This window comes from Sphingomonas gei (assembly GCF_004792685.1).
Lineage (GTDB): Bacteria > Pseudomonadota > Alphaproteobacteria > Sphingomonadales > Sphingomonadaceae > Sphingomonas > Sphingomonas gei.
In genome coordinates this window covers 246,156-269,257 of record NZ_SRXT01000001.1, presented here as the reverse complement: position 1 = coordinate 269,257, position 23,102 = coordinate 246,156, and the positions used below count along the sequence as shown (strand labels likewise).

The following is a 23,102-nucleotide window of genomic DNA, read 5'->3' as shown; positions in this document are numbered from 1 at the left end:
AAGTTCAGCTCCAGCGGGGCGCCGGAAAGCAGCTTCCGTCGAAGATGAAGAGATTCCCGTCTGGCTGGGGTTGCGCACGCCGGCGCTGCCGCGACGGATCGACAAGGTCGTCGATCTTCTCGATCGTCTGGCTGCTGAAGCCCGCTTCGCGGAGCAGCGCACGCTCGGCTTCGACCCGGGCAGTCCCGCGCACTCGGCGAAGGACCGAATAGCGCCGCAACGCCTCCAGCTTTGGATTGGCGAGTGGCAGCGGGCTGGACGGCCATCCCAGGATCCAGCCGCGCCTGCGGCTCATAGGCCGCAGACTTGCGATCGAATCCGTGCGCGACAAGGCGACCACCGCCCTTTCGAGCGGCGTCAGTTCTTCGGACATCAGGGTTTCTCCTTCCGCCCTGAGACACCGCCAGGTCCGAAGACCCTCACCAAAAAAATGCGTCGGTGTTTGCAGCCTGCAAAGCTCGGAAAGTCCGAGTCCGAGCGTTGCGGAAAGCGTGCCTACGCGCGCTCAGAAGCGCGCATCGACCCCCAGCCGGACGGTGCGCGGCCGCAGCGGCGTTATCTGGTTCTGTCGGCTCAGTCCGAAGGGATTGCCGAACGCGAAGGTGTTCGCGCGCGCGTCGCCGAGATTGGAGACGTCCAGCGAGATCCCGAAGCGTGCAAAGTCGATCCGGGCGCCGATCGCGCTGACGATATACCGCCCTTGCATCACGTCCAGCGGCGGGCTCGCGCCCAGATGCGATTCGCCGACATAGTGCGCCGAAGCTTCGCCCGTCAGTATGACGTCGCGGCCCAGCTCAAACCGCCACTGGCTGCCGATCCGCACCCCGTCGCGGGGAATGTTCGGCAGCGTGATCGCATCGTTCGCTGCTGCCGGATCCGTCGCCACCAAATTGCTGTAGTTCAGGAAGGCCGCGGTCGTCAGTGTCCAGAACGGGGATGCACGCCACGTAATCTCGCCGTCCAGCCCGTAGATCCTGCCGCTGCCGATATTGGCCGTGATGGGAAGGCCCGAGCTGTCGACGAGATCCGCCTGGACGTGGTTCCAGTCTACCGCGAAGATGGCAGCGCGGACCGACAGCCGGTCCCGCGCTTTGTCTCGCCAGCGAACGCCGAGCTCGACCTGGCTCAGATCGTCTGCCTCGAACTCCTGGCTTTCGGTGGTCGAGCCGGATGCGACCGCAAACCCCCCGGGACGAAATCCCTGCTGGTAATGGAGGAAGGTCGACAGCGACGGCGACAGATGCCAATCGAGCGCCGCGCTTCCCGCGAAACGTGCGCGTGCATGCGACGATTCCTCCTTCCCGCCCGGGGCATCGTCGAGCAGCTTTCCAGCGCCGTCGGAGACGGTCAATCGCCCGCCGCCGGTTGCGACCAGCGATGATGCGATCGGGTAGGAAGCCTGTCCGAACAGCGAGAGCTCCACTTGCCGGTTGCGCACGCCCGCGATCTGGCCTGGGTTGTCGGGGGATCCCAGGAACCGCGACAGTCGGCTGATGCTGTAGATCCCCGACATGCCGGCAACCCATGGCGTCCGCCGGTCGCCGCCCGAAAGCCGTGTCTCGTTCGAGAGGAGCGCGATGTTGTTCTTCTCTTCGAAACGCCGGGGCGATGTCGTGCCATCCGAGCCGGTCGCGTCGAACACCGTCTTCAGATCGTGCGAGACCAAAGATGTCGTCGAGACCAGTTCGCTGCTGCCGAACACCGGGCGCCGCGCAGTGACGTAAAGGAGGCGGTAATCGTTGCGGAATGGCTGGGCGAGGGCGTTGCTCCGCTCGAGCGGCGGATCGCCGCGCAGGATATATTGCCCATCGTCGGTCGTGATGTTCTGAGCCACCACGCCCGCGTCGATCGTCCATCCCGCCAGATCGTCCATCCGGAACATCAAACGCTGGCCGAAGCTCAGGCTATCGTTGATGTCGTGCAGGTTTCGCGAGGGATCGTCGATATAGCCGGGCTCGCGCGTGGCATAGACGACGAGACGCAGCGCCATTCGCCCCTTGGCGAGCGGCAGATTGAGCATCGCCGCGGCGTCGCCCCCCACCCCGCCGAAACGAGTCGCGCTGACGCCGGTGGACGCGGTCGCATAAGTCTCCGCGCTGTCGGGCGCATTGGGAACGAGCCGCACCACGCCGCCCAGCGAGCCGGCACCATACAGCGTGCCCTGCGGCCCGGCGAGCACCTCCACTCGCTTCAGATCGTAAAGGTTCAGGTCCGGGTCGGGCGCATTATAGTTGAGCCGCGCGTCGCCGAGATATTGCCCCACCGTCGCCTGTGTGGGTCCGTTGAAGCTGCTGTCGGAAATGCCGCGCACGTAGAGCTTGTTCCGGCCGCGGCCGAGATTGGTCGAGCTGAGCGTGGGCAGCGTCTCGGTCAGCGCGGCCGTTCCTCTCGGCCCGTGGCGGGAAAGCCAAGCCGGCTCGAAGTCGACGATCTTGGCCGAACCCGGATAGTTGTCGAGCAGAATATTCTGCTTGCTGGCAGTGACGATTATCTCCTCCGGCACGGCGGGCGGAGCGGAGGTTGCGACAGCTGCCGGCTTCTGACTGACCAAGCGAGGTTTCGCGCGCGCCTTTACGATCCGCACGGTGGCCTTGTCATAGAACACGGCCTCGGCGCCGGTTCCCCGCAACGCCCGCTCCAGCGCGGCACGCGCGGAAAACGTGCCGCGCACCCCCGGCGAGAGCCGCCGCGCGAGTTCGGGATCGGTGACGGCGACGGTTATTCCGGCCTGCGCGCCAATGGCTGCGGCGACCTCACCAAGCTGACCCGGCGCGATGTTGAACGTCTCTGCCCGGGCGGTGCTGGCCGCACCGAGGCCTAATACGATCGCGACGACGGCCGCCGCCCGCTTATTGCCCCGCACTGCCGACCGGTTTCATGATCCACCCGTCAGACCCCTTTTCGAGGTTCACATTCAAGGCGAGCTGCAAGCGCCGGAGCTGCTCGGGTCCGGTGCCATCGAGCATGATCGTTCCTGAAAACGGCCGATCGCCCAGGCCGGGCGCGACGGTGACACGCAAGTCCATCGCACGGCTGAGGTCGGCCGCCACGCGCGACAGCGGGGCGGCGGAATAGACCAGCGATCCGGTTTTCCACGAGCCCACCCGATCGACCGGAACCCGAGTCACGTCGACGGTATCCGACGCCTTGCGGTCCACCAATGCCTGCCCCGCGCCCAGTGACACCGCGCTCCGTCCGGGATTGTAGACGACTTTTCCTTCGGCAACCGCCACTCGGACTTCGTCGGTCTCATGGACCACGTTGAACACGGTCCCGGCGTCCTCGACGATGTTGTCGCCGACCTCGAGCCGGAAGGGTTCCGCGCTGTCGTGCCGGACGTGGAAGAGCGCCTCCCCCTTTGCCAGGGCAGCGAAACGGGGATTTTCGCGATCGAAAATCATCCGCGTTGCGCCGTTCAGCGTCACCTGCGTCGCCGGATCGAGCTGGACCAACTGCCGTTCGCCCGGTCGCGTGGCCACCTCGTAGCGGCTGGATTCGGCCTGCGGCAGCAACAGGAAGGCGCCGGCCACCGAGGCGGCGAGTGCGCCGCCCGCGAGGCCCCAGCGCCACCCGCGCCGCGCCGGCGGTTCTGGCTGCGCCTCGGCATCGTTTGCCGCCTCTCGAATGACGACGTGCGGAAGCAGGGGCTCGAGCGCGAGATCGGTCTGCTCGATCGAATCATAGGCGGCCGCATGGCGCGGGTCTTCCACGAGCCACTCGGCGAAACCCTCCCAAATCGCGTCGTCGCCATCGCGCAGCCTTATGTGCCACTCGATAGCGCGCGCCTCGATGCTGTCCGGCGTCTCAGATGGCATGGCGGCCTCTTTCCCCTGTGAGACTCCGCCGACTCGAATGATCCTCATCCAGCCGCAGCTTCGCGACGGAAATCGCTTCATAGGCCCTTGCGAGATGCTTTTCGACCGCGCTGACGCTGATGCCGAGTTCCTCGGCAACCGCGCGCTGCGGTTCTCCGTCGATCCGGAAGCGGCGAAAGATGACCCGCGTCCGTTCGGGCAAACCATCCAGAACCCGCTGCAAGATCGCGAGTTGCTCGCGCGCGATGAGTTCGGTCTCGACCGAGGGCTGGTCGTCCGCCTCTCCGTCACCGCCATGCGCGCTCACCCAATCCTCTTCGCGGCGCTCACGCCGGCCGGCGGTGCGCCGATGCAGCAGGAAATGGTTATTGGTCATCTTGTAGAGATAGGCGCGCGGCTGCGCGACAGGTCCCGACACGTCAGCAAGCAGCTTGATATTCACATCCTGCAGGATGTCCTCCGCCTCGTCCGGGGAAGCCCCGCGGGTCTGGAGAAAGCGCGACAAGGCCGGGCGCAATTCCGCGAACAGGGGAATGAGACCGCCGCCACTCAACATGTTCATGCCCACATTCGGCTTTCGGCAGCAGCGATAGTCGATGGATGCTCGATCTTTGCCCGCCTTGATCGCATCGATGCCCGACTGGGCAGCCATGATGGCATCCCGAGGCGCTCTATTGCATCGCTGCCGGAAAAACGTCAACGCCGCTGCCGCGTGCGTTTCCGGCCGACCCAGCGCCCGACCTCGGTACGATGCAGCCTGGGTGACTCCGGAACCTTGTCGACGGGGGACTTGCCTGGCTCCCTCCGCCTCCAACCACTGGTAGCGCTATCACTCCCGCGCTAGACTGATCAAAACGGGGGGGGAATGGCGATGGATTCTCGGGAAGAGGGAGAACATCGAGGCATCACGCGGCGCTTTCTGCTCGGTGGGTCCGCGGCGGCGGCGGTCGGCTTTTCCACCCAGCCGACATCGGCGGCCGCCGAGGCACTCGAAGCGCATGCGCATCGCCTCTGGTATCGGCAGCCGGCCGAAAAATGGACCGAGGCCCTGCCCGTCGGCAACGGCCGGGCGGGCGCGATGGTGTTCGGCGGGGTGGCGCGCGAGCGGCTGCAGCTCAACGAGGACACATTGTGGTCCGGCGGCCCGTATAATCCCGTCAATCCGTCGGCACACGCGGCGCTGCCCGAGGTTCGACGCCTGATATTCGCGGGCCTTTATGCCGAGGCGCAGGCGCTGGCAGACGCGAAACTGATGGCCCGGCCGCTGAAGCAGATGGCGTACCAGACGGCCGGCGATTTGTTGATCGAGATGCCTCAGCTCGCCCAGGCCGAAATTCGCGACTATGAACGTGAACTCGACCTCGATGCCGCCCTTGCCACCACGCGCTTCGCGGCGAATGGAACGCGCTTCCACCGCGAGGTCGTCGCCTGCCCGATCCGACAGATCATCGCGGTTCGGCTGTCTTCGGATCGATCCGGCGCGATCAGCTGCGAATTGGGGCTTTCTTCGCCCTTGCAACGCAGGTTGGTCATCGAAGGCGACACGATCGTGCTGTCGGGCCGGAACGGCGACATGGGGGGTGTCGCCGGCGCGCTACGCTTCGAGATCCGTGTACGCGTGTTCACCCGCGGTGGCACCTTCGCCGCGCGCGATGGCAAGATCGCGGTGGAGGGCGCGGACGAGGTGACGTTGCTGATCGCAATGGCGACGAGCTTTCGACACTTCGACGATACCGACGCGGATCCCACCGCGTTCACCCCTGCCCGGCTCGATGCGGCGGCGGTAAAGAACTTCGCCGAAATCGCGGCCGACGCTGCCGCCGAGCACCGCCGCCTCTACCGCAACGTCCGGCTGAACCTCGGGCGCAGCGCCGCTGCCGACCAGCCGACGGATGCGCGCATCCGCACGAGCGAAACCGCAACCGACCCGGCGCTGGCCACGCTCTACTTCAATTACGCGCGCTATCTGCTGATCTGCGCCTCGCGGCCGAAGAGCCAGCCCGCCAATCTGCAAGGGATTTGGAACGAGAGCCTCGATCCGCCCTGGGGCTCCAAATACACGATCAACATCAACACCGAGATGAATTACTGGCCCGCCGAGGTGACCGGCCTCGCCGAATGCACGACGCCCCTGATCGAGATGATTCGCGAACTCGCCGAAACCGGCGCGCGGACGGCGCGCGAGATGTATGGCGCGCGCGGCTGGGTCGCGCATCACAATACCGATCTGTGGCGCGCGACGGCGCCGATCGACGGCGCGCAATGGGGCCTGTGGCCCACCGGCGGGGCATGGCTGTGCACCCATCTCTGGACCCGCTACGAATATGGCCGCGACACGAAGTGGCTCGCGACGGTCTATCCGTTGATGCGCGGCGCCGCCGAGTTCTTCGTCGATGCGCTCCAGCGCGATCCCTCGACCGGTTTCCTGGTCACCAACCCGTCGCTCTCGCCCGAAAACCGGCACCCGCACGGTGCCTCGCTGTGCGCCGGGCCGGCGATGGACATGCAGATCCTGCGCGACCTGTTCGATCAGACCGCCGCCGCCGCCGATGTGCTCGACACAGACGCGCCATTCGCGGCGCAGTTGCGAACGCTCCGCGGGCAATTGGCACCCGACAAGATCGGCGCGCTCGGCCAATTGCAGGAGTGGCAAGAGGATTGGGACGCCGCCGCGCCCGAGCGCGACCACCGGCATGTCTCGCATCTCTACGGGCTCTACCCGTCGCACCAGATCAACCTTCGGGACACCCCCGCCCTCGCAGCCGCGGCCAAGCGCTCGCTCGAATTGCGCGGGGACGAATCGACCGGCTGGGCCACCGCATGGCGGATCAACCTCTGGGCGCGGCTCGGCGAGGGCGAGCATTCCCATCGGATCCTCAAATTCCTGCTCGGGCCGGGCCGCACCTATCCCAATATGTTCGACGCACACCCGCCCTTTCAGATCGACGGCAATTTCGGCGGAGCGGCGGCGATCACCGAGATGCTGCTGCAAAATCGCGGCAACGAGATCCTGCTGCTGCCGGCGCTTCCCGAGGCCTGGCCGGCCGGGTCGGTCCGTGGGCTGCGGGCCCGGGGGGCGTGCACCGTCGATCTCGAATGGCGCGCGGGGCGGTTGCGGCACGCCGTCCTGGTGAGCGCGGTCGGCGGCGAGTTTCGCGTGCGGCTGGGCGCGCGAAGCGTCTCCGTCATGCTCCGGCCCGGACGGCCGGTGCGTCTCACCGGCGCGACGCTGCGCGCACGGCTAGACGGCTAACCTTACTTGGGAAGGGCGACCGGCTTCGCGACGCTGAAGCCGGCGCTCTGCCCCGCCACGCCGGTGCCCGGCTGACCCGAGCCGACGGTGACGCGATAGTCGCCCGCCAGCACCTTGCGCACGCCCTCCACGGTGACGGCGCTGAGATCGCGCGGCGAGAGATCGAAGCGCAGGATGCGCGCCTCGCCCGGCTTGAGCGTCACCCGCTGAAAGCCACGCAAGGCGATCCGAGGCGCACCCGGATCGTCGGGAAAGTCGAGGTAGAGCTGCGCTACTTCGTCGCCCGCGCGGCCGCCGGTGTTGCGCACCTCGGTGGTCACGCGAAGCCCCTTGGCGGCGTCGCCGCCGGACGGGGTCACGGTCAGCGGGCCATAAGCGAATTGCGTGTAGCTGAGGCCGTATCCGAAGGGATAGACTGGCGTTCCGGTAAAATAGCGATAGGTCCGGCCGGCCATGCCATAGTCGCCGAACGACGGCAGATCGTCGATGCCGCGATAAAAAGTGAGCGGCAGGCGGCCTGAGGGGTTGGTTCGGCCCGAAAGCACATTGGCTATCGCCAGCCCGCCGGCCTGGCCGGGGTACCAGGTCTCGAGGATCGCCGACGCATTCTCCTTGGCCCAGGCAAAGTTGAGCGCGCTGCCGTTCATTGCGACGAGAATGATCGGCTTGCCCGTCGCTTTCGCCCGTTCGAGCAGCGCCTGCTGATCGGGCGGAATGTCGAGCGTCGTCTTGTCGCCGCCCTTGAAACCGGGAACCTGGACCGGCGATTCCTCGGCTTCGAGATCCGACGTCAGTCCGACCACCGCGACGAGCACATCGGCCTGCGCCGCGGCCGCCCGGAGGTCGCGCTCGGGCGTCGCGGTGATGCGCTTCCACACCAGCCCCACGCCGGTCGTCCCGGTATGCGCGTCGCCGCTCACCACGATCGGATAGCGCTTGCCCCTTTTGAGCCGCACGGTCTTCATCGTCGGCAGGCTGCCCCAGGGCGCGTCCTTGAGATCGACGAACGGTTTGCCGGCGAAGCGCATCGTGCCGCTCATGAAGCCCGACAGGCCCAGCCGGTAGCTGCCGGTCTCGGGCGGGACGATGAAACCGGTCCAGATCACGCGATGATGATCCGACACCTGGGCCAGATCAAGGCTGCGACCGTTGACCCCGGGCTCGATGCGCGTGGCCACCGGCGTGTCGGCAAAGCGCGCCTTGGCGACGTAATCGGCCATGGCGCCAGGGACGAAGCGCGCCGGTGGCATGCCGAGGACATTGAAGTACCGCGCGAGCAGGCCGGGGCGGCCGTCGGGGCCGCGCAGCGCGGTCACGGGGATGGGATCGCCATCGGTGTAGGTCTCGGCGAACGGGACATGATTGATGCGCGTGCCCGGCAGCGCGCGGCGTAGGCCGTCGAGCACCGAGATCGGCGTGCCCGACAGCGGCGACGAATAATTGCCGCGCAGCACCCGCGTCGCGTCACCGAGCGGACCGATCACCGCGATCCTCAGCCCCGGCCGCAGCGGCAGAATTCCGTCATTCTTGAGCAGGACAAGGCTCTTCTCCGCCGCCGACAACGCCGCGGCAGCGTGCGCGGGGGCGCCGATCGCTGCGATGCTGCCGCCAGGCTTGCGCACTCCGGCGAGATCGCCGACGCGGTAGCGCGCGGAGAACAAGCGGACGAGCGTGCGGTCGACATCGGTTTCTGTGATCAGCCCGCGGGCAAGCGCTTCGCGATAGCGTTCGCCGAGCCCGGCGGTGTCGGAAAGCGTTGCGCCGTGGCACTCGCTGTCGACACCGGCGCGCATCGCCGCCGCGACTGCCGCCGCCGGGTCGGGCGCATAATGATGGTTGTCGCTGATATCCTTTACCGCGTCGCAATCCGACACGACATACCCGCTGAAGCCCCAGGCGCCGCGAAGATATTCGCCGAGCAACATGTCGCTGGCGCAGGCTGGCTGGCCGTCGATGCGGTTATAGGCGCACATCACCGACCCGGCCTTCCCCTCAACGATCGCGGCGCGGAACGCGGGCAGATAGGTGTCTTCGAGATCGTGGCGCGAGACGAAGACATTCGCGCTGTGGCGGGTCGATTCGGGGCCGCTGTGCACCGCGAAATGCTTGGGCGTGGCGATCACATTCGGCAGGTCGGCATCCGGGCCCTGCATGCCGGTGACATAAGCGACACCCAGCCGCGCGGCGAGATAAGGATCCTCGCCATAGGTCTCCTGTCCCCGGCCCCAGCGCGGATCGCGGAAGATGTTGATGTTGGGCGACCAGGTATCGAGCCCGGTGCCGATCCGCCCCATCCGGCCGGTCTGCCGCGCCAGAGCGTGGAGACCCTGCACTTCGGCACCGATCATCCCGGCGACCTGCTTGACGAGCGGCGCATCGAAAGTCGCGGCGAGCCCGATCGGCTCGGGGAAATTCGTCGTCGGCAGCGAGCCCAGCGCGCCGTGGAGCGATTCGGTCCACCAATTATAGGCGGGCACCTCGAGCCGCGGGATCGCCGGCGCGGTGTTGAGCAGTTGGTCGAGCTTCTCGTCGAGGGTGAGCTTGGCGACCAGATCGGCCGCCAGCTTGTCGGCGCCGGCCCGCGCGCGCGATGCGGCTTCCTGCGCCTGGGCCGGTGGCGCGGAGACGGCGCTCGCCAGCAGTAACGCCGCGAACACGGCCAGGGATCTAGTCATGGGGAATCCTCTGTTCAGGCGATGGATCGTGCGATCACGTCGCGATGCAGCATCATTTTCCGACGGGATATTCGAAGATCGTCACCGATATCGGATCGACGGTGAGCGCGCGGCCGGGCGCCGGCACGCGCTTCTCGCTGATCGTCACTCCCGCCGGCGCGCCGACCTTGTTTTCCGCGTCGATCGATCGGCCGGTGAGCATCCACCGAATGCCCGCCCCGCCCGGCTTGAGACCGCGCGGTTCGAGCTGCAGGCGCTGGGGCTCGTAGGTGGCGTTGACCACGGCGATGCGCAGCCGCCGGCCATCGGGGCTCAGCCCGGCGATGACGTCGAGCGGCCAGGTCGCGCTCCCTGCCTTCACCTGCGGATGCGCGAAGCCGACCGAATGACGCGGGTCGGGCTGCGGAACATTGCCCTCGACTGCCAGCGGGATCGTACCCGCGCCGAAGTGCTCGCCGTATAGTTTGAACACCGTACCGGTGGTGTTGAGCGTCGACGCCGTGGGGGTGATGTCCATCGTCGAGGCGCCGGTGGTGAAGGCGCTCATCGTCAGGAAATCGGTGTGGCGCAGCATTTCCTGCATCACCATCGCGTAGCCCAGCGCATTTTTGAGCGTCGGCTTGCCGAAATAGGCATATTCGTCGATCGACAGGAAAGTCTTGCGCGCGGCGATCGCCGGGAAGCGCTGCTGGTAGATCTTCCACTCCTCCGCCTTCATCCGCACATGGTTCGAAGGCGCGCGGGCATATTCGATCAGCTCGGCGTCGGCGGGGGCGTTGGGGCGCTCCTCCGGGCGATCGTACCAATGCTCGCTGATCCCGTCGAAGGTGTCGATCGCATGGGCGAAGAAGCCGCCGGTCCAGTCTTCCTCGGTGCCGAACTTGTGCTGGATGCTCTGGAGCGTCGAATTCTCCTTGACGTCGCGCGGATGAAGCTGGTCGGGCATCGCACCCGAGGCGATTAGCGTGATCGAAGGGTCGACTGCGCGCATTCGCTCGGCGAACTCGCGATGCTTGATCAGATAATATGCGAGGCTGGTCTTGCCGATCTGCCACCAGCCATAGGGTTCGTTGCCGATATTCCAGAAGCGGACGCCGTACGGTTCGGGATGGCCGTTGGCCGCGCGCTTCGCACCCCAGTCGCTGGTCGCCGGACCGTTGAGATACTCGACTTCCTCGGCGGCGGAGTTTGCGTCGCCCAGCCCGGCATTGACGGTGACATAGGGCTCGACGCCGAGGATGCGAGTGAGCCGCATCCACTCGTCCATGCCGATGTCGTTAGGCTGCATCGCGCTCCACGCGTGATCGAACATCGGCGCCCGCCGATCGCGCGGACCGAGTGCGCCGTGCCAATCCCAATCCGACAGGAAATTGCCGCCCGGCAGTCGCCAGAAGCCCGAGTTGAGCGATTTTGCGATGGTTGTGGTGTCGGCGCGCCAGCCGTCGACATTCTCCGAAGGCATCAGCGAGACCGCGGCGACCCGGAAGCGGCCCGCACCCGTGCCGGTGATTTCGAGCCGCGCGTCGAGGGTGTCGGCGCCCGGCGCGAAAGCGAAGGCGACGCGCTGCCACGCGGGCCCGACGGCGGGGAGCGTGACGACCTGCCGGTCGTTTGCGCCAACACCCCAAATCAGCGCCACCTGTACCCTGGCGGTGGCATCCCCCGATAGCCAGAGTGATCCGGTGTATTGCGCATTGCTCGCGACCCCGATGCCGGATTGTGCGAGACCGTGCGGGGTTTCCCCGACCGCGACGCTGGGGCTGTGCGGGCCGACGAACGGATCCTGCACGTCCATCGTCACTGCAGCGTCGCCGCCGATCGGACGCCATTTGCGATAAAAGACCCCGGGCCGGCCCTCGGCGTTCGGCGGCGGCGGAACATCCCGCGCCTCGGACACGACCGGATAGTAGAATTTGCGATCGTCGAGCATCTCCGCCCACAAGGTGCGGGCCACCAGCCCGCCGATCGGCTCGATGAACATGCCATAGGCATAGCGCGTGACCGGCGCCGACCGCTGCGAGCCCTGGATGGTCGCGCGTATGTCCTGTGCCGCCAGCGGCGCCCCCCGCGCGCCGAGAATCAACGCGAGCATCGCCGTTGCCGCCAGCCTCATCCATCCCTCCATTGTGTTATCGGTTATAGCCGTTATGCGTAACGTTAGCGCTACCATTCCGCCAGCCCCCTTCGACGCAATTCAAGGTTCGGGAGCGAGAAGGGGATGCCAATATCGGGCCGGTCGACAACGGGCGATCTGTCGCAGGGAGAGTGAAGCGATGACGAACCGGTTTGCGTACATGCTGGGTCTCGCATTGGCCTTGGTCGCAAGCGGTCCGGCTGCGGCGCAGGTAGCGACTCGCGTTCCGGCACCGGTGCCGGGCGCGCTTTCGGCAACCATCGAGCGCATCAAGGTGCACTCTCCCACCATCGTCGGCAATCTCGAGGGCGAGGCGGCGGATCGCGACGTGTTGGTGGTGCTGCCCCCCGGCTACGCGCGAAGCCCGAAGAAGCGCTATCCGGTGCTCTATGCGCTCCACGGCTATTCGATCGGCGCCGAGCAATGGATCAAGGAGATCCATGTTCCGCAGACGATCGAAGGCGCCTTTGCCAAGGATGCGAACGAGATGATCGTCGTGCTCCCCGACAGCAAGACGGTGCATAACGGCTCTATGTATTCGAGCTCGCCGACCACCGGCGATTTCGAGGCGTTCGTATCGCGCGATCTGGTGCGCCATATCGACGCGCATTATCGCACGCTGGCGGTGCGGGAGAGCCGCGGGCTGGCCGGGCATTCGATGGGCGGATACGGCACCGCGCGCATCGGAATGAAGCACGCCGAGACGTTCGGGGCGATCTATATGATGAGTCCGTGCTGCCTGTCGCCGCGCGATCCGGCGCAGTTCAACGCCGCAACCGGCGAGGCACTCGCCAAGGTCAAGTCGCTGGAGGAAGCGCGCAGGCTCGGCTGGGGCGAACGCGCGCAGCTCGCCACTGCCGCGGCATGGTCTCCCAATCCCAAAAATCCGCCCCTGTACCTGGACCTACCCGTCAAGGACGGCGTGGTGCGGCCCGAAATACTGGCAAAATGGGCGGCGAACGCGCCGCTCGCGTTCATCGACCAATATGTCGGCAATCTCCGGCGCTACAAGGCGATCGCCATCGATGTCGGCGATCGCGACGGGCTCAAGGACGACGCCGCGAAGCTGCACGAGGCACTCGACCGTTACGGCATCGCCAACAGCTTCGAAATCTATCCTGGCGATCACACGAGCGATGTCGCCGCGCGCTTCCAGGAACAGGTGATCCCGTTCTTCAGCAAGCATCTGGTGTTTGCGGCGGCGCGGTAGCGAACTCACATCGACGAGCGCGTATCCTCGAGCGCCAGCTCGACGAGCACCCGCATCGCCTCGCTCGCCGCCTCGGGATCGCCCGCCGCTATGGCTTCGTAGACACGCGCATGATCGGGCAGCGGGTCGCGGGGCAGCGCGCGCGTCCGCTGTTTGAACTGAGTCGTCCAGTTCACCGCCGCGCCGATGCTCGCACTGAGCGCGATCAGTGCGTTGTTGTGCGTGGCCTGCAGCAGCGCGCTGTGAAAGTCGCGATCGGCCGCCCGGCCGGCCTCGGTCGCCAGCGTGAACCGGCGCATTCCGGCCAGAGCGTTCTTCATCGCCTTGAGATCGGCCTTGTCGCGTCGCCCGGCGGCGATGCGCGCGGCCGCCGGCTCGACGATCGCGCGCAACTCGAACAAGTCGCGGACGAATTCCAAATCGGGCTCGCCCGAGAACGCCCAGGCCAGCACGACGGGGTCGAGCATGTTCCAGCGGCTCCGGGGCAGCACCCGCGTTCCCGCCTTGGTGCGGCTTTCGACCAGCCCTTTCGCGGCGAGCACCTGCACCGCCTCGCGATAGGCGCTGCGCGAAACGTCCAGCGCCTCCGAATTGGCGACTTCGCCGGTCAGTCGCTCGCCCGGGGCGATGCTCCCGGAAACGATCGCCGTGCCGAGATAATGGGCAACCGCGCCGCGCAGCCGCCGGCCGCTGCCCTTGGCAGACGCGGACAGCGGCGCGATCGAGGCCATGGGCGCCGGGGCGTCTTCGCTGTCCGATGCCATATGCCCGATCTCCCCCATGCGCCGCGCGTTATCCCCAGCCCGGCCAGCGAGCGCAAGGCGTATGGCGTATTAGTCCGAGTACAGAGCGCGTGCTAATAATCGTCCCTGCGCCGGGGGGATGGGCGACGAGAGGAGCTGGGCGCGACCGAATTGCTGCGAACGCAATCGCTCGCTCCGTCACTCCTCGATCTGGAGCATTGCGACCGACTTGCCCGGCAGCTCGATCTGCGCACCTCCCTTGATCGCCTTGGCCGCGAACGGCTTCGGGACGACGGTCATCGGCGCTTCGAAGCTGTTGTTCGAGTCCACCCGCGGCGCCGTCAGCACTTCGCCCCGCGCAGCGCGCACCTGCAAACCGGCAAAGTGCGCGTCGATCCGCACCGGACGGTTCGGGTCGAGATTGGTCAGCGCCAGCCAGAGCTGGCCTGCCTTGTCCCGCACCGCGACGGCATCGACGCGCGGCAGCGTGATGCCGCCCTGCGAATAGGTGGCGGCATCGAAGCGTACCGGGATCAGCGTCGCATCCTGGAACGGCAAATACATCTTGAAGACGTGATAGGTCGGGGTGAGCACCATCTTGCCGCCGTCGGTCAGGATCATCGCCTGGAGGACGTTCGCCATCTGCGCGATGTTGGTCATCCGCACCCGATCGCCATGCCGCGCGAAGATGTTGAGGTTGAGCGCGGCGATGATCGCGTCGCGCATCGAATTCTGCTGCTGGAGGAAGCCGGGATTGGTTCCCGGCGTCGGCGCGAGCCACACCCCCCATTCGTCGACCGCCAGCGAAACCTTCTTCTCGGGGTCGTATTTGTCCATGATCGCCGAATGCTTCGCGATCAGCGCATCCATGCCGAGCGTCGCCTTGACCAGCCGCGCATAGCCGCCCTCGTCGAAGCCGGTGCTGGGATAGGAAGGGGGCCAGCCGCCGGTGGTATAATGATGGAGCGAGAGGCCCTCGATGTTCCAGCTCCAGTCGTGGCTCTTCCACGCCTTCATCACACCGTCGGTGTACGCCGGATCATCGTCGCTCGGGCCGACCGCGATCCGCTGCATCGCCTCGGCACCGGTCTGCGCCGGATTATAGTTGCGGACGAACCGCGCGAACGGCTTCATCACGTCGGTATAATGTTCGGGCGTCATCGCTCCGCCGCACGCCCAGCTCTCGTTGCCGAGCCCGAGATACTTGACCTTGTACGGCGCCTTGCGCCCGTTCTTCGCGCGCTCCTTGCCCGCCGTCGTCGCCGGGTCGGCGGTCATGTACTCGATCCATTCGGCGGCTTCGGCGACGGTGCCCGACCCGACATTCACCGAGACATAGGCTTCGCTGCCGATCTGATCGACGAAGTCCATGAACTCCTCGGTCCCGAAGCTGTTGGGTTCGGTGGAGCCGCCCCAGTTCGAATTGATCGTGACTCGGCGGTCTTTCGCCGGGCCGATGCCGTGACGCCAATGATATTCGTCGGCGAAGCACCCGCCCGGCCAGCGGACGTTCGGCACCCGGATCGCGCGCAACGCCGCGACCACGTCCTTGCGGATGCCGCGGACGTTCGGGATCGGCGAATCCTCGCCGACCCAGACGCCGCCATAGATGCCGGTGCCGAGATGCTCGGCGAACTGGCCAAAGATGTTGCGGTCGATCCTGCTGCCCGGTTTCGACGGGTCGACCGTCACCACGACGGGGGCGGAGGATCCGCTCTGGGCAAGCGCCGGCGGCACCGGCACCAAAGCGAGCGAAATCGCGGCGCCCGCGCGGACGAAATCGAACATCTTCCCTCCCAATATCAGCATTCGACGATCGCGAGACCCGGCGTGCCGGCGGTCAATGCGCGCGCTCCAGCATGCCGTGCATCCCGATCCACCGCACGAACGAGTCGAACCAGCCGGTGCTCGTCGTCTTCTTCGGATACATGCCGAAGCCGTGCCCGCCTTGTTCGAACAGATGGAACTCGGCTGGCCGCTTGGCCGCGCGCCAATTGTCGATCAGGCCGATTCCGCCATTGGCGAAAAACGGATCGTCGGCGGCCAGCGCGACGAACATCGGCGGTGCGTCGGCGGGGACGGTGACTGCGGCAAGCGGCCCGTAGATATTGCCGATGAATGCCGGCTTGGCATCCTCGCCCGCGAGCGTGGTCGCCAGCGTCAGCATCGCCCCGGCGGAAAAGCCCACCATGCCGATGCGGTCCTTGTCGACGTGCCATTCGCCCGAGCGGCGGCGGATCAGCGCGAAGGCGGCGCGTGCGTCGGCGATCTGCGGAGCCAGACCCGCCATTGCCTGCTGAGGGTCCATGCGCGGCCGCTGCGCGGTCGCGGAGAACATCTCCTTCATCGAACGCTCGAACCCCGGCATGTCGGCGGGGGTCTGATTGAGCCGGTATTTGAGCACGAAGGCAGCCACGCCCTTTGCGGCAAGCGCTTTGGCGACGTCCCAGCCCTCATTCTCCATCGAGAGCGTCCGGAACCCGCCGCCAGGGGCGACGACGACAGCGGCGCCGGTCGCGCGGGCGGGATCGGGCAGGAACGGAGTCAGCGTCGCGACGGTGACATTCCGGGCGAAGACACTGCCATATTGGCTATGCCACGATTCGGCCGCGGTCGCGCCCGGCAGCGGGCCGGTATCCAGCGTGATCGCGCTGGGCTGCGCCGGGATCGCGATCGGCGTCATCTTGTCTTTCTGGGCACTCGCCGGCGACGCGACGGCGCAAGCCAGAGCGAGCGACGCTGCAATACCGCGGGCACGCCAGATTCTGCGCAAGGGCCTCGAGCTTTCGATCGGATTCATGACAGGTCCCTCCTCTGCTTTCTGCCCGATGGCGGCTGATGCCTCGGGCTATATCGTTTCAGTGGCTACTGCTCGGTCCGACCGGACATCGCGAGCGCCAAGTTAGCGCTACCATATCTATTAGTCGGACATTATCAAACGAGATATGGACGCAATCGATCGGAAAATCGGCCGGCGGCCCTCCGGGTAGCCGGCCGGCACGAGATCAGAATTTGAACCGGACGCCGGCGCGGTAGATGCGGCCGACAATGTCGTACAATGCCGGGTTCGCGTTGTTGGGCGACTTTGCCGGATCGTGATCCAGGACATTGTCGACCTTGAAATAGCCGGTCACCTGTTCGGTGAAGTTGTAGGTTCCGCCGACATCCAGATAGAAGGCACCGGGCATGAAGTTGCTATCGATCGTCGGCGCGATCGCGGTCGATACCGGACAGTTGCCGGCCGAGCAGACGACATATTGGTTGCCGTAATTGCCGTCGGTGAACCAACGTTCCTGCACCGTCAGGCTGAGCCGGTCGTTGGTATAGGTCTGCACCCCCAATACCTTCCAGTGCGGCGTATTCCCGGTGTTGACGCCTGCGGAGTCCGTCGGCGCGGTGCCCGGAAGCCCAGCCTCGGTGATGTACTCGCGGATATGCGTCGCCAGTGCGCGGAACGTGAAGCTTCCGGGAAGCCCCAAGGGCTGGCGCCATTGATAGCTGGCTTCGATATCGATCCCGCTGGTCTTGATCGAAGCGAGATTGAACGATTGCACGTTGATGAAATTCGGGCCGTTCGGATTGTTCAGATTATACGCGCTGCACGTCTCGGGAATGATGTTGCGGAAGCACAGGTCGACGATCTGCGCCGCGCCCAGGCTCGACACGACGTCCCGCACTTTGATCTTGTAGTAATCGACCGAGACGCTGAGGCCCGGCAGCCATGACGGGTTCGCGTAGACCGCGCCGAAAGTGGTGTTGCGACCGATTTCCGGCGTGAGGTTCGGATTGCCGACCACGCTCTGGATCGCGACGACGTTCACGTTGCGCACCGGATCCAGGAAGTTGGGCAACGTCGTCGTGACGGGTGCCGCGAACAGCTCGGACAGATTGGGCGCGCGGACATCGCGCGAGGTCACGCCGCGGAGGCGCAGTCCGTCGAGCGGTGTATCCCAGGTGCCGCCGACCTTCCACGCCCAGATCGTGCCCGACGTGCTGTAGTCGGTGACACGCGCGGCCGGATTGATGTTTGCGCGCCCCAGCACGTCGCTGTTGAACAACGGAACGTTGAGTTCGACGAACGCTTCCTTGACGTCGTATTTGCCGTCGCCGTTCTTGTAATTGCCCGCATACCAATTGTTGCCCAGGGGCGAGAGCAAAGGATCCGCGGGATATTCGGCATTGTTCGGGCTGATCGCGGTGACACCGGCACCGTAGGCGTCGGCGCGAACCTGATAGAATTCCTTGCGATACTCGGCGCCGAACGCGAGCGATACCGGCCCTGCCCCCCAGTCGAACAGCGAGCCCGAGAAGTTCAGGCTGGCCACATCCTGCGTGATCCGCAGTCGCTGGAACGGCCCGTTCTCCGGCATGATATAGGCGCGCGCCGCGGCGGACGGCTCGGCCCCGCCGAGGATGTTGATCGGCTGGCACCCGTTGGCGCGCGCGACGGCATCGGCACAGACGATCGCGCCGTTGAGCGTGATTACGTTGATCGCCTGATTGTACCGCGGCGTGAGCAGGATATCCTCGACGTCGACTGCCGTGTGATTGACGCCGCGCTCGTAATAGCCGTCGTAATTCCAGTCGGAGCCCAGCACCCCGAACCGGCCCTTGATGCCCCCGACGAACCGATATTGGCGCCGGTCGGTGCGGACCCGGGTGTTCGGCAGCAGCGCGTTGGCCGTGCCGAAGGTGAAGCTGGTGACGCCCGCGGTCGCGCATTGCGTCTGGACCGAAACCGGGACGAACGGATTTGCGCACTGGATCGTCAGCCCAGTGCGGTTCTGTCCGTTGACCGGCTGGTTGTGGGTCTTCACCTGGCCGGCATTGTAGGTGAAGTAGATCTCGTTGCCCTCGGCGAAGTCGTAGCCGATGCGGCCATAGCCGGTCAGCCGCTGGATGCCCGACTGCAGGGTCCGCCCGGTATCGGTATTTCCCGACAGGTCGCCGCCCACGCAGAAGCCCGGGAAGCAGCCGGCGACCGTGCCGGCGGCGTTGCCAACCGGCCTGCCGTTGGAGCCGTAATTGAACTGGAAAGGCCGGCCGTTCTGATCGAACGCGATACCCTGCAGCGGACCCGCGCTGATCAGCCCGTATTTGGTGAAGTTATAGGGCTGCGCGAAATCGCGCATGACATATTGCGGCGACCCGTCGTTGGTGACGTTGCGATTGATCATCGTGGTCTGCTTGAACCAGTCGCGCTTGCCGGCAAGATCGGTGCCGAAATCGCCCGGCCCCACACCCGCCTCCTTCGCGAACTCACCGCTGGCGACGACATGCAGCCGGTCGCCGAAGAAGCTGCGGCCGGCGGCAAGCTGGATCAGCCCCTGCTCGTCATCGCCATACGTGGTGATGCCGCCCTGGATATTGCCCTTGATCCCGGTGAAGCGGGTGTCGGTGATGAAATTGACCACGCCGCCCACTGCGTCCGAGCCATAGGATGCCGAGGCGCCGCCGTTCACCACGTCCACGCGGCGGACGAGCAATTGCGGGAACAGGCTGACGTCGGTGACGCCGGTATAATATGCCCCCACGACGCGCTGGCCGTCGATCAGAGTGAGCGTACGGATCGTACCGAGCCCGCGCAGCGAGAACGAGCTCAAACCCTGCTGTCCGCTCGAAGTGCTGAACGTGTTCGTCGTCGAACCGCTCGATCCCTGCAGCGAAGGCAATTGCGTGATGGTTGCGAAGATGTTCGGCTGGGCGTTGTTCTGGATCTGCTCCTCGCCGACCATCGTCGTCGGGGTGGGTGCCGCGAAGCCGGTGGCCTGAATCCGCGAGCCGGTGACGATGATCTCGGCTTCGGCCGGCTCGCCAGCCCGCGTCGCTCCCTCAGAAACTTGCGCAGGACCGGGCGATTGTGCCGGTGCCGGCGGCGTCGCTACTTCTTGCGCGGTGGCCGGGCTGGCAACCAGCGCGAGCGTCGAGAGAATAGTTGCGGAAAGGAGGGTTCGGAAGCGTATGTTTCCGTGCAAAGACCGCGCTTGGGTGCGCAAACCGCGCCGCACCTCTGATTCGCGCAGTGCCGATTCGTGTCGAATGCCACAGTGCAAAACACTGCCATATCCGCTTACCGCACCGAATTCCGGTTGCGAATTCCCGCTCTTAGACATCATCCCTCCTCCTAGTGATCGGCCTCTTCGGACCATTCGCCATCGTCTGCTTTTGATTTTACGTTAGCGTTACCATAAGTGTGGTAAGTTCGCCTTCGCCGGGAGTCAATGCTCCGACAAATTTCAACCTGTTTCCAAATTTTGCGCTTGAAATCCCGTCGGCCTCCTGCTGTCTGTCCCACATCTCGGGAGCAGCAGTGCCGATATCGCGACGACGGAGAGTCATTGGGCTACGATAGCGCTATCGCATGGGGAGCATATGGCAGACGACTGGAGTGCACCCGCGGAGCCTGCCAAGCGCTTCCGCTTTCGTCACTTGAGATGGACCATCATCGGCCTTTTTGTCGGGGCAATGGTGCTGAACTATCTTGCCCGTTCGGTCCTCGGTGTCGCCGCGCCGGTGATTCTCAGCGAACAGGCGATCTCGAGCGAACAATATTCCTGGATCACCGGCGCCTTCCAGCTGGGCGTGATGCTCCAGCCGTTGATCGGTTATTTCCTCGACGGTACCGGCCTGCGCCTAGGCTTCGCGCTTTGCGCCGCGCTCTGGTCGATCATCACGATGGCGCATGTGCTGGCGACTGGCTGGGTGTCGTTCGCGGGTCTGCGGTTCGCGCTGGGGTTCGCCGAAGGTTCGGCGCAGCCGGCAGGCCAGAAGCTGATCACCGAATGGTTCCCGGCGCGCGAGCGCGGCCTCGCCGGCGGTATCTACAATATCGGCGCGTCGTTCGGCGCCGTCCTGGCCCCTCCCTTGGTCGCATGGGCCGTGCTGACTCAAAGCTGGAGGCTCGCCTTTCTCGTCACCGGGGCCTGCGGGCTGATATGGTGCGTGGCGTGGCTGATCTGGTATCGTCCGCCCGGCGAGCACCGGCGCCTCGGTGTCGAGGAGCGCGCCTATATCCACGCCGGAAAGGAATCCTGGCGCGCGGCCGGGCGCAAGCGAACACCGATCCTGCAGCTGATCCGTCGCCGGGAATTATGGGGCATCGCGCTCCCGCGCATGCTCGCCGATCCGGTGTGGGGAATGCTGTCCTTCTGGATGCCGTTATACCTGGCGAAGGTGCGCGGCTTCGATCTCGCCCAGATCGCGATCTTCGCCTGGCTCCCGTTCCTCGCCGCCGACCTCGGCTGCCTGTTCGGACCGGCGGTCGTCGCGCATCTCCAGCGGCGCGGAGTCGACCTGATCGACGCCCGGCGCTGGGCATTCACCATCGGCGCGGTGTTGATGACCGGGATGGCGTTCGTCGGTCTCGCCTCCAATCCCTATGTCGCGATCGCCCTGCTGTGCCTTGGCGGGTTCGCCCATCAGACGCTGTCAGTGACGGTCATCACCATGGCATCGGACCTGTTCGGCGCCGAAGAAGTCGCCACCGCCGCCGGCCTCGCCGGGCTTGCCGGTAATTTCGGCATCCTCGCTTTCACGCTCGTGCTCGGCCAGATCGTCGATCAGGTCGGGTATGTGCCGTTCTTCATCGTGCTCGGCGTGCTCGATCTGGCAGGCGCCGCCTTACTCTGGAGCCTCGTGCGCAAACCGACATGAACGATCGCATTTCCAACCCAATCTTGCGCGGCTTCAATCCGGATCCTTCGATCGTACGCGTCGGCGAAGACTTCTTCGTCGCCACCTCCACATTCGAATGGTTTCCCGGCGTCCAGATCCATCACAGCAGGGATCTGGTCCATTGGCGGCTGGCAACGCGGCCGTTGCGCCGTCCGGAACAGCTCGACATGCGCGGCGCGCCCGATTCGTGCGGCGTCTGGGCGCCCGACCTGACCTATGCCGATGGCCGCTTCTGGCTGGTCTATACCGACGTCAAGCGCTTCGGCCAGTCGACGCTCGACGGCGCCACTGGCCTGACCTTGCGCGACTTTCACAATTATTTCGTCACCTGCGATCGTATCGACGGCGAATGGTCCGACCCGGTCTATCTCAACAGCAGCGGCTTTGATCCTGCGTTGTTCCATGACGATGACGGGCGCAGCTGGCTGCTCAACATGCTCTGGGATCATCGGCCCACCAAGCCGCGCTTCGCGGGGATCGTCGCGCAGGAGCTCGATCGTGGCACGGGCAAGCTGCTCGGGGGGCGGCATCTGATCTTCGAAGGCACCGAGCGCGGCTTCACTGAAGGCCCGCACCTCTACAAGCGCGACGGGTGGTACCATCTGCTCGTGGCCGAGGGCGGCACCGGCTGGGAGCACGCAGTGGTGATGGCGCGGTCGCGCAACCTGTTCGGCCCGTATGAAGTGCATCCCGACGGCGCGGTGCTGACGTCGTTCGGCAAGCACGACCTGCCGCTGACCCGCGCAGGCCATGGCGACCTGGTCGAACTGGCGGACGGAACGCCGTGGATCGGCTATCTGTGCGGGCGCCCGCTGCCGGGACGCGAACGCTGCGTGCTCGGCCGGGAGACCGCACTTCAGCCGATGCAATGGGGCGACGACGGCTGGCTGCGAACGATTCGGGGGGATGCACTGCCGGATCCCGCACCGCCTGCGCCCGACCTGCCCCCTGCCCCGTGGCCAGCCACGCCGTGGGAGGGAAGCTTCGATACGCCCGATTTGCCGCAGGACCTGCAATGGCTGCGAACCCCGCATCCGGAAGCGCTGTTCAGCCTGTCGGCCCGGCCAGGTCACTTGCGCCTGTACGGACGCGAGAGTCTGGGGAGCCACTTCACTCAGGCGCTGGTGGCGCGCCGGCAGCAGCATTTCCGCTACACAGCGACGACGCAGGTGGAATTCGACCCCGCACACTTCCAGCAGGCAGCTGGTCTGATCTGCTATTATAACGGCACGAAATATCATTATCTGTTCGTGACACGCGATGGTGATGCGCGGCAGCTGCAGATCATGTCGAGCTCGCCGGTCGACGGTGGTTCGTCAGTCGTCACCGTCGCCCCAGACCTTCCTCGCGGACCGATCGATCTGCGAGTGGAGGTCGATCTCGACGAGCTTCGCTTTGCCTGGCGTCCGCAAGGCGATCGGGACTGGCAGCTGGCGCCGGCGCTCGATGCCAGCGTGCTTTCCGACGAAGTCTCCTTCTCCGGTCTGCCGAATTTCACCGGCGCGTTCGTCGGGATGGCGTGCCAGGATATGGCCGGCACCGCCGCCCCGGCGGATTTCGCCTTTTTCCGATATGAGGGCCGCGACTCCGACTGAGGC

General features: G+C 65.8%; 14 protein-coding genes. 4 read left to right on the top strand and 10 right to left on the bottom strand.

What is annotated here, in order from left to right; genetic code table 11:
• Positions 1 to 4 precede the first annotated feature (4 nt).
• The 4 genes from E5A73_RS21155 to E5A73_RS01080 all read right to left on the bottom strand — a co-directional run bounded on the left by E5A73_RS21155 (position 5) and on the right by E5A73_RS01080 (position 4,467).
• Positions 5 to 373 carry a hypothetical protein gene (locus E5A73_RS21155; protein ID WP_168355760.1) on the bottom strand — a complete coding sequence of 123 codons (369 nt, stop codon included), beginning with the start codon at positions 371 to 373 and terminating at the stop codon, positions 5 to 7.
• 132 nt (positions 374 to 505) lie between these two features.
• On the bottom strand, positions 506 to 2,863 hold the full coding sequence (locus E5A73_RS01090; protein WP_135961955.1) for a TonB-dependent receptor: 2,358 nt from the start codon (positions 2,861 to 2,863) through the stop codon (positions 506 to 508).
• Positions 2,850 to 3,815 (bottom strand): FecR family protein, encoded by a 966-nt coding sequence (locus E5A73_RS01085; RefSeq protein WP_168355759.1) that lies wholly within the window; start codon positions 3,813 to 3,815, stop codon positions 2,850 to 2,852. The genes E5A73_RS01090 and E5A73_RS01085 overlap by 14 nt, the downstream gene beginning before the upstream one ends.
• Entirely contained in the window at positions 3,805 to 4,467 is a 663-nt protein-coding gene (locus tag E5A73_RS01080) for an RNA polymerase sigma factor (RefSeq protein WP_135961953.1), read from the bottom strand. Before E5A73_RS01080 ends, E5A73_RS01085 begins: the two co-directional genes overlap by 11 nt.
• Positions 4,468 to 4,686: 219 nt before the next feature.
• On the opposite strand from E5A73_RS01080, the gene E5A73_RS01075 reads away from it, so the two are divergent.
• Entirely contained in the window at positions 4,687 to 7,068 is a 2,382-nt protein-coding gene (locus E5A73_RS01075; RefSeq protein ID WP_135961952.1) for a glycoside hydrolase family 95 protein, read from the top strand.
• 2 nt (positions 7,069 to 7,070) lie between these two features.
• Here E5A73_RS01075 and E5A73_RS01070 read toward each other — a convergent pair whose 3' ends face one another.
• Positions 7,071 to 9,743, bottom strand: a complete 2,673-nt coding sequence (locus E5A73_RS01070; RefSeq protein ID WP_135961951.1) for a glycoside hydrolase family 3 C-terminal domain-containing protein — start codon at positions 9,741 to 9,743, stop codon at positions 7,071 to 7,073.
• Positions 9,744 to 9,795: 52 nt separating this feature from the next.
• Positions 9,796 to 11,856 carry an alpha-L-arabinofuranosidase C-terminal domain-containing protein gene (locus tag E5A73_RS01065; RefSeq protein ID WP_135961950.1) on the bottom strand — a complete coding sequence of 687 codons (2,061 nt, stop codon included), beginning with the start codon at positions 11,854 to 11,856 and terminating at the stop codon, positions 9,796 to 9,798.
• Between the two features lie 160 nt (positions 11,857 to 12,016).
• Between E5A73_RS01065 and E5A73_RS01060 the strand changes: the two genes are divergently transcribed.
• Positions 12,017 to 13,087, top strand: coding sequence for an alpha/beta hydrolase (locus tag E5A73_RS01060; protein WP_240699955.1), 1,071 nt, complete (start codon positions 12,017 to 12,019; stop codon positions 13,085 to 13,087).
• A gap of 5 nt (positions 13,088 to 13,092) precedes the next feature.
• Here the strand turns inward: E5A73_RS01060 and E5A73_RS01055 are convergent, their stop codons facing one another.
• The 4 genes from E5A73_RS01055 to E5A73_RS01040 all read right to left on the bottom strand — a co-directional run bounded on the left by E5A73_RS01055 (position 13,093) and on the right by E5A73_RS01040 (position 19,805).
• Positions 13,093 to 13,818, bottom strand: coding sequence for a FadR/GntR family transcriptional regulator (locus E5A73_RS01055; RefSeq protein WP_206366370.1), 726 nt, complete (start codon positions 13,816 to 13,818; stop codon positions 13,093 to 13,095).
• A 210-nt stretch (positions 13,819 to 14,028) separates the two neighbouring features.
• Entirely contained in the window at positions 14,029 to 15,639 is a 1,611-nt protein-coding gene (locus E5A73_RS01050) for an alpha-N-arabinofuranosidase (RefSeq protein ID WP_240699954.1), read from the bottom strand.
• 31 nt (positions 15,640 to 15,670) lie between these two features.
• Entirely contained in the window at positions 15,671 to 16,630 is a 960-nt protein-coding gene (locus E5A73_RS01045; RefSeq protein WP_135961947.1) for an alpha/beta hydrolase, read from the bottom strand.
• 205 nt (positions 16,631 to 16,835) lie between these two features.
• Positions 16,836 to 19,805 carry a TonB-dependent receptor plug domain-containing protein gene (locus tag E5A73_RS01040; RefSeq protein ID WP_240699953.1) on the bottom strand — a complete coding sequence of 990 codons (2,970 nt, stop codon included), beginning with the start codon at positions 19,803 to 19,805 and terminating at the stop codon, positions 16,836 to 16,838.
• 490 nt (positions 19,806 to 20,295) lie between these two features.
• On the opposite strand from E5A73_RS01040, the gene E5A73_RS01035 reads away from it, so the two are divergent.
• Both E5A73_RS01035 and E5A73_RS01030 read left to right on the top strand, forming a co-directional pair.
• Entirely contained in the window at positions 20,296 to 21,483 is a 1,188-nt protein-coding gene (locus E5A73_RS01035; RefSeq protein WP_240699952.1) for an MFS transporter, read from the top strand.
• On the top strand, positions 21,480 to 23,099 hold the full coding sequence (locus E5A73_RS01030; RefSeq protein ID WP_135961944.1) for a glycoside hydrolase family 43 protein: 1,620 nt from the start codon (positions 21,480 to 21,482) through the stop codon (positions 23,097 to 23,099). Before E5A73_RS01035 ends, E5A73_RS01030 begins: the two co-directional genes overlap by 4 nt.
• Positions 23,100 to 23,102 lie beyond the last annotated feature (3 nt).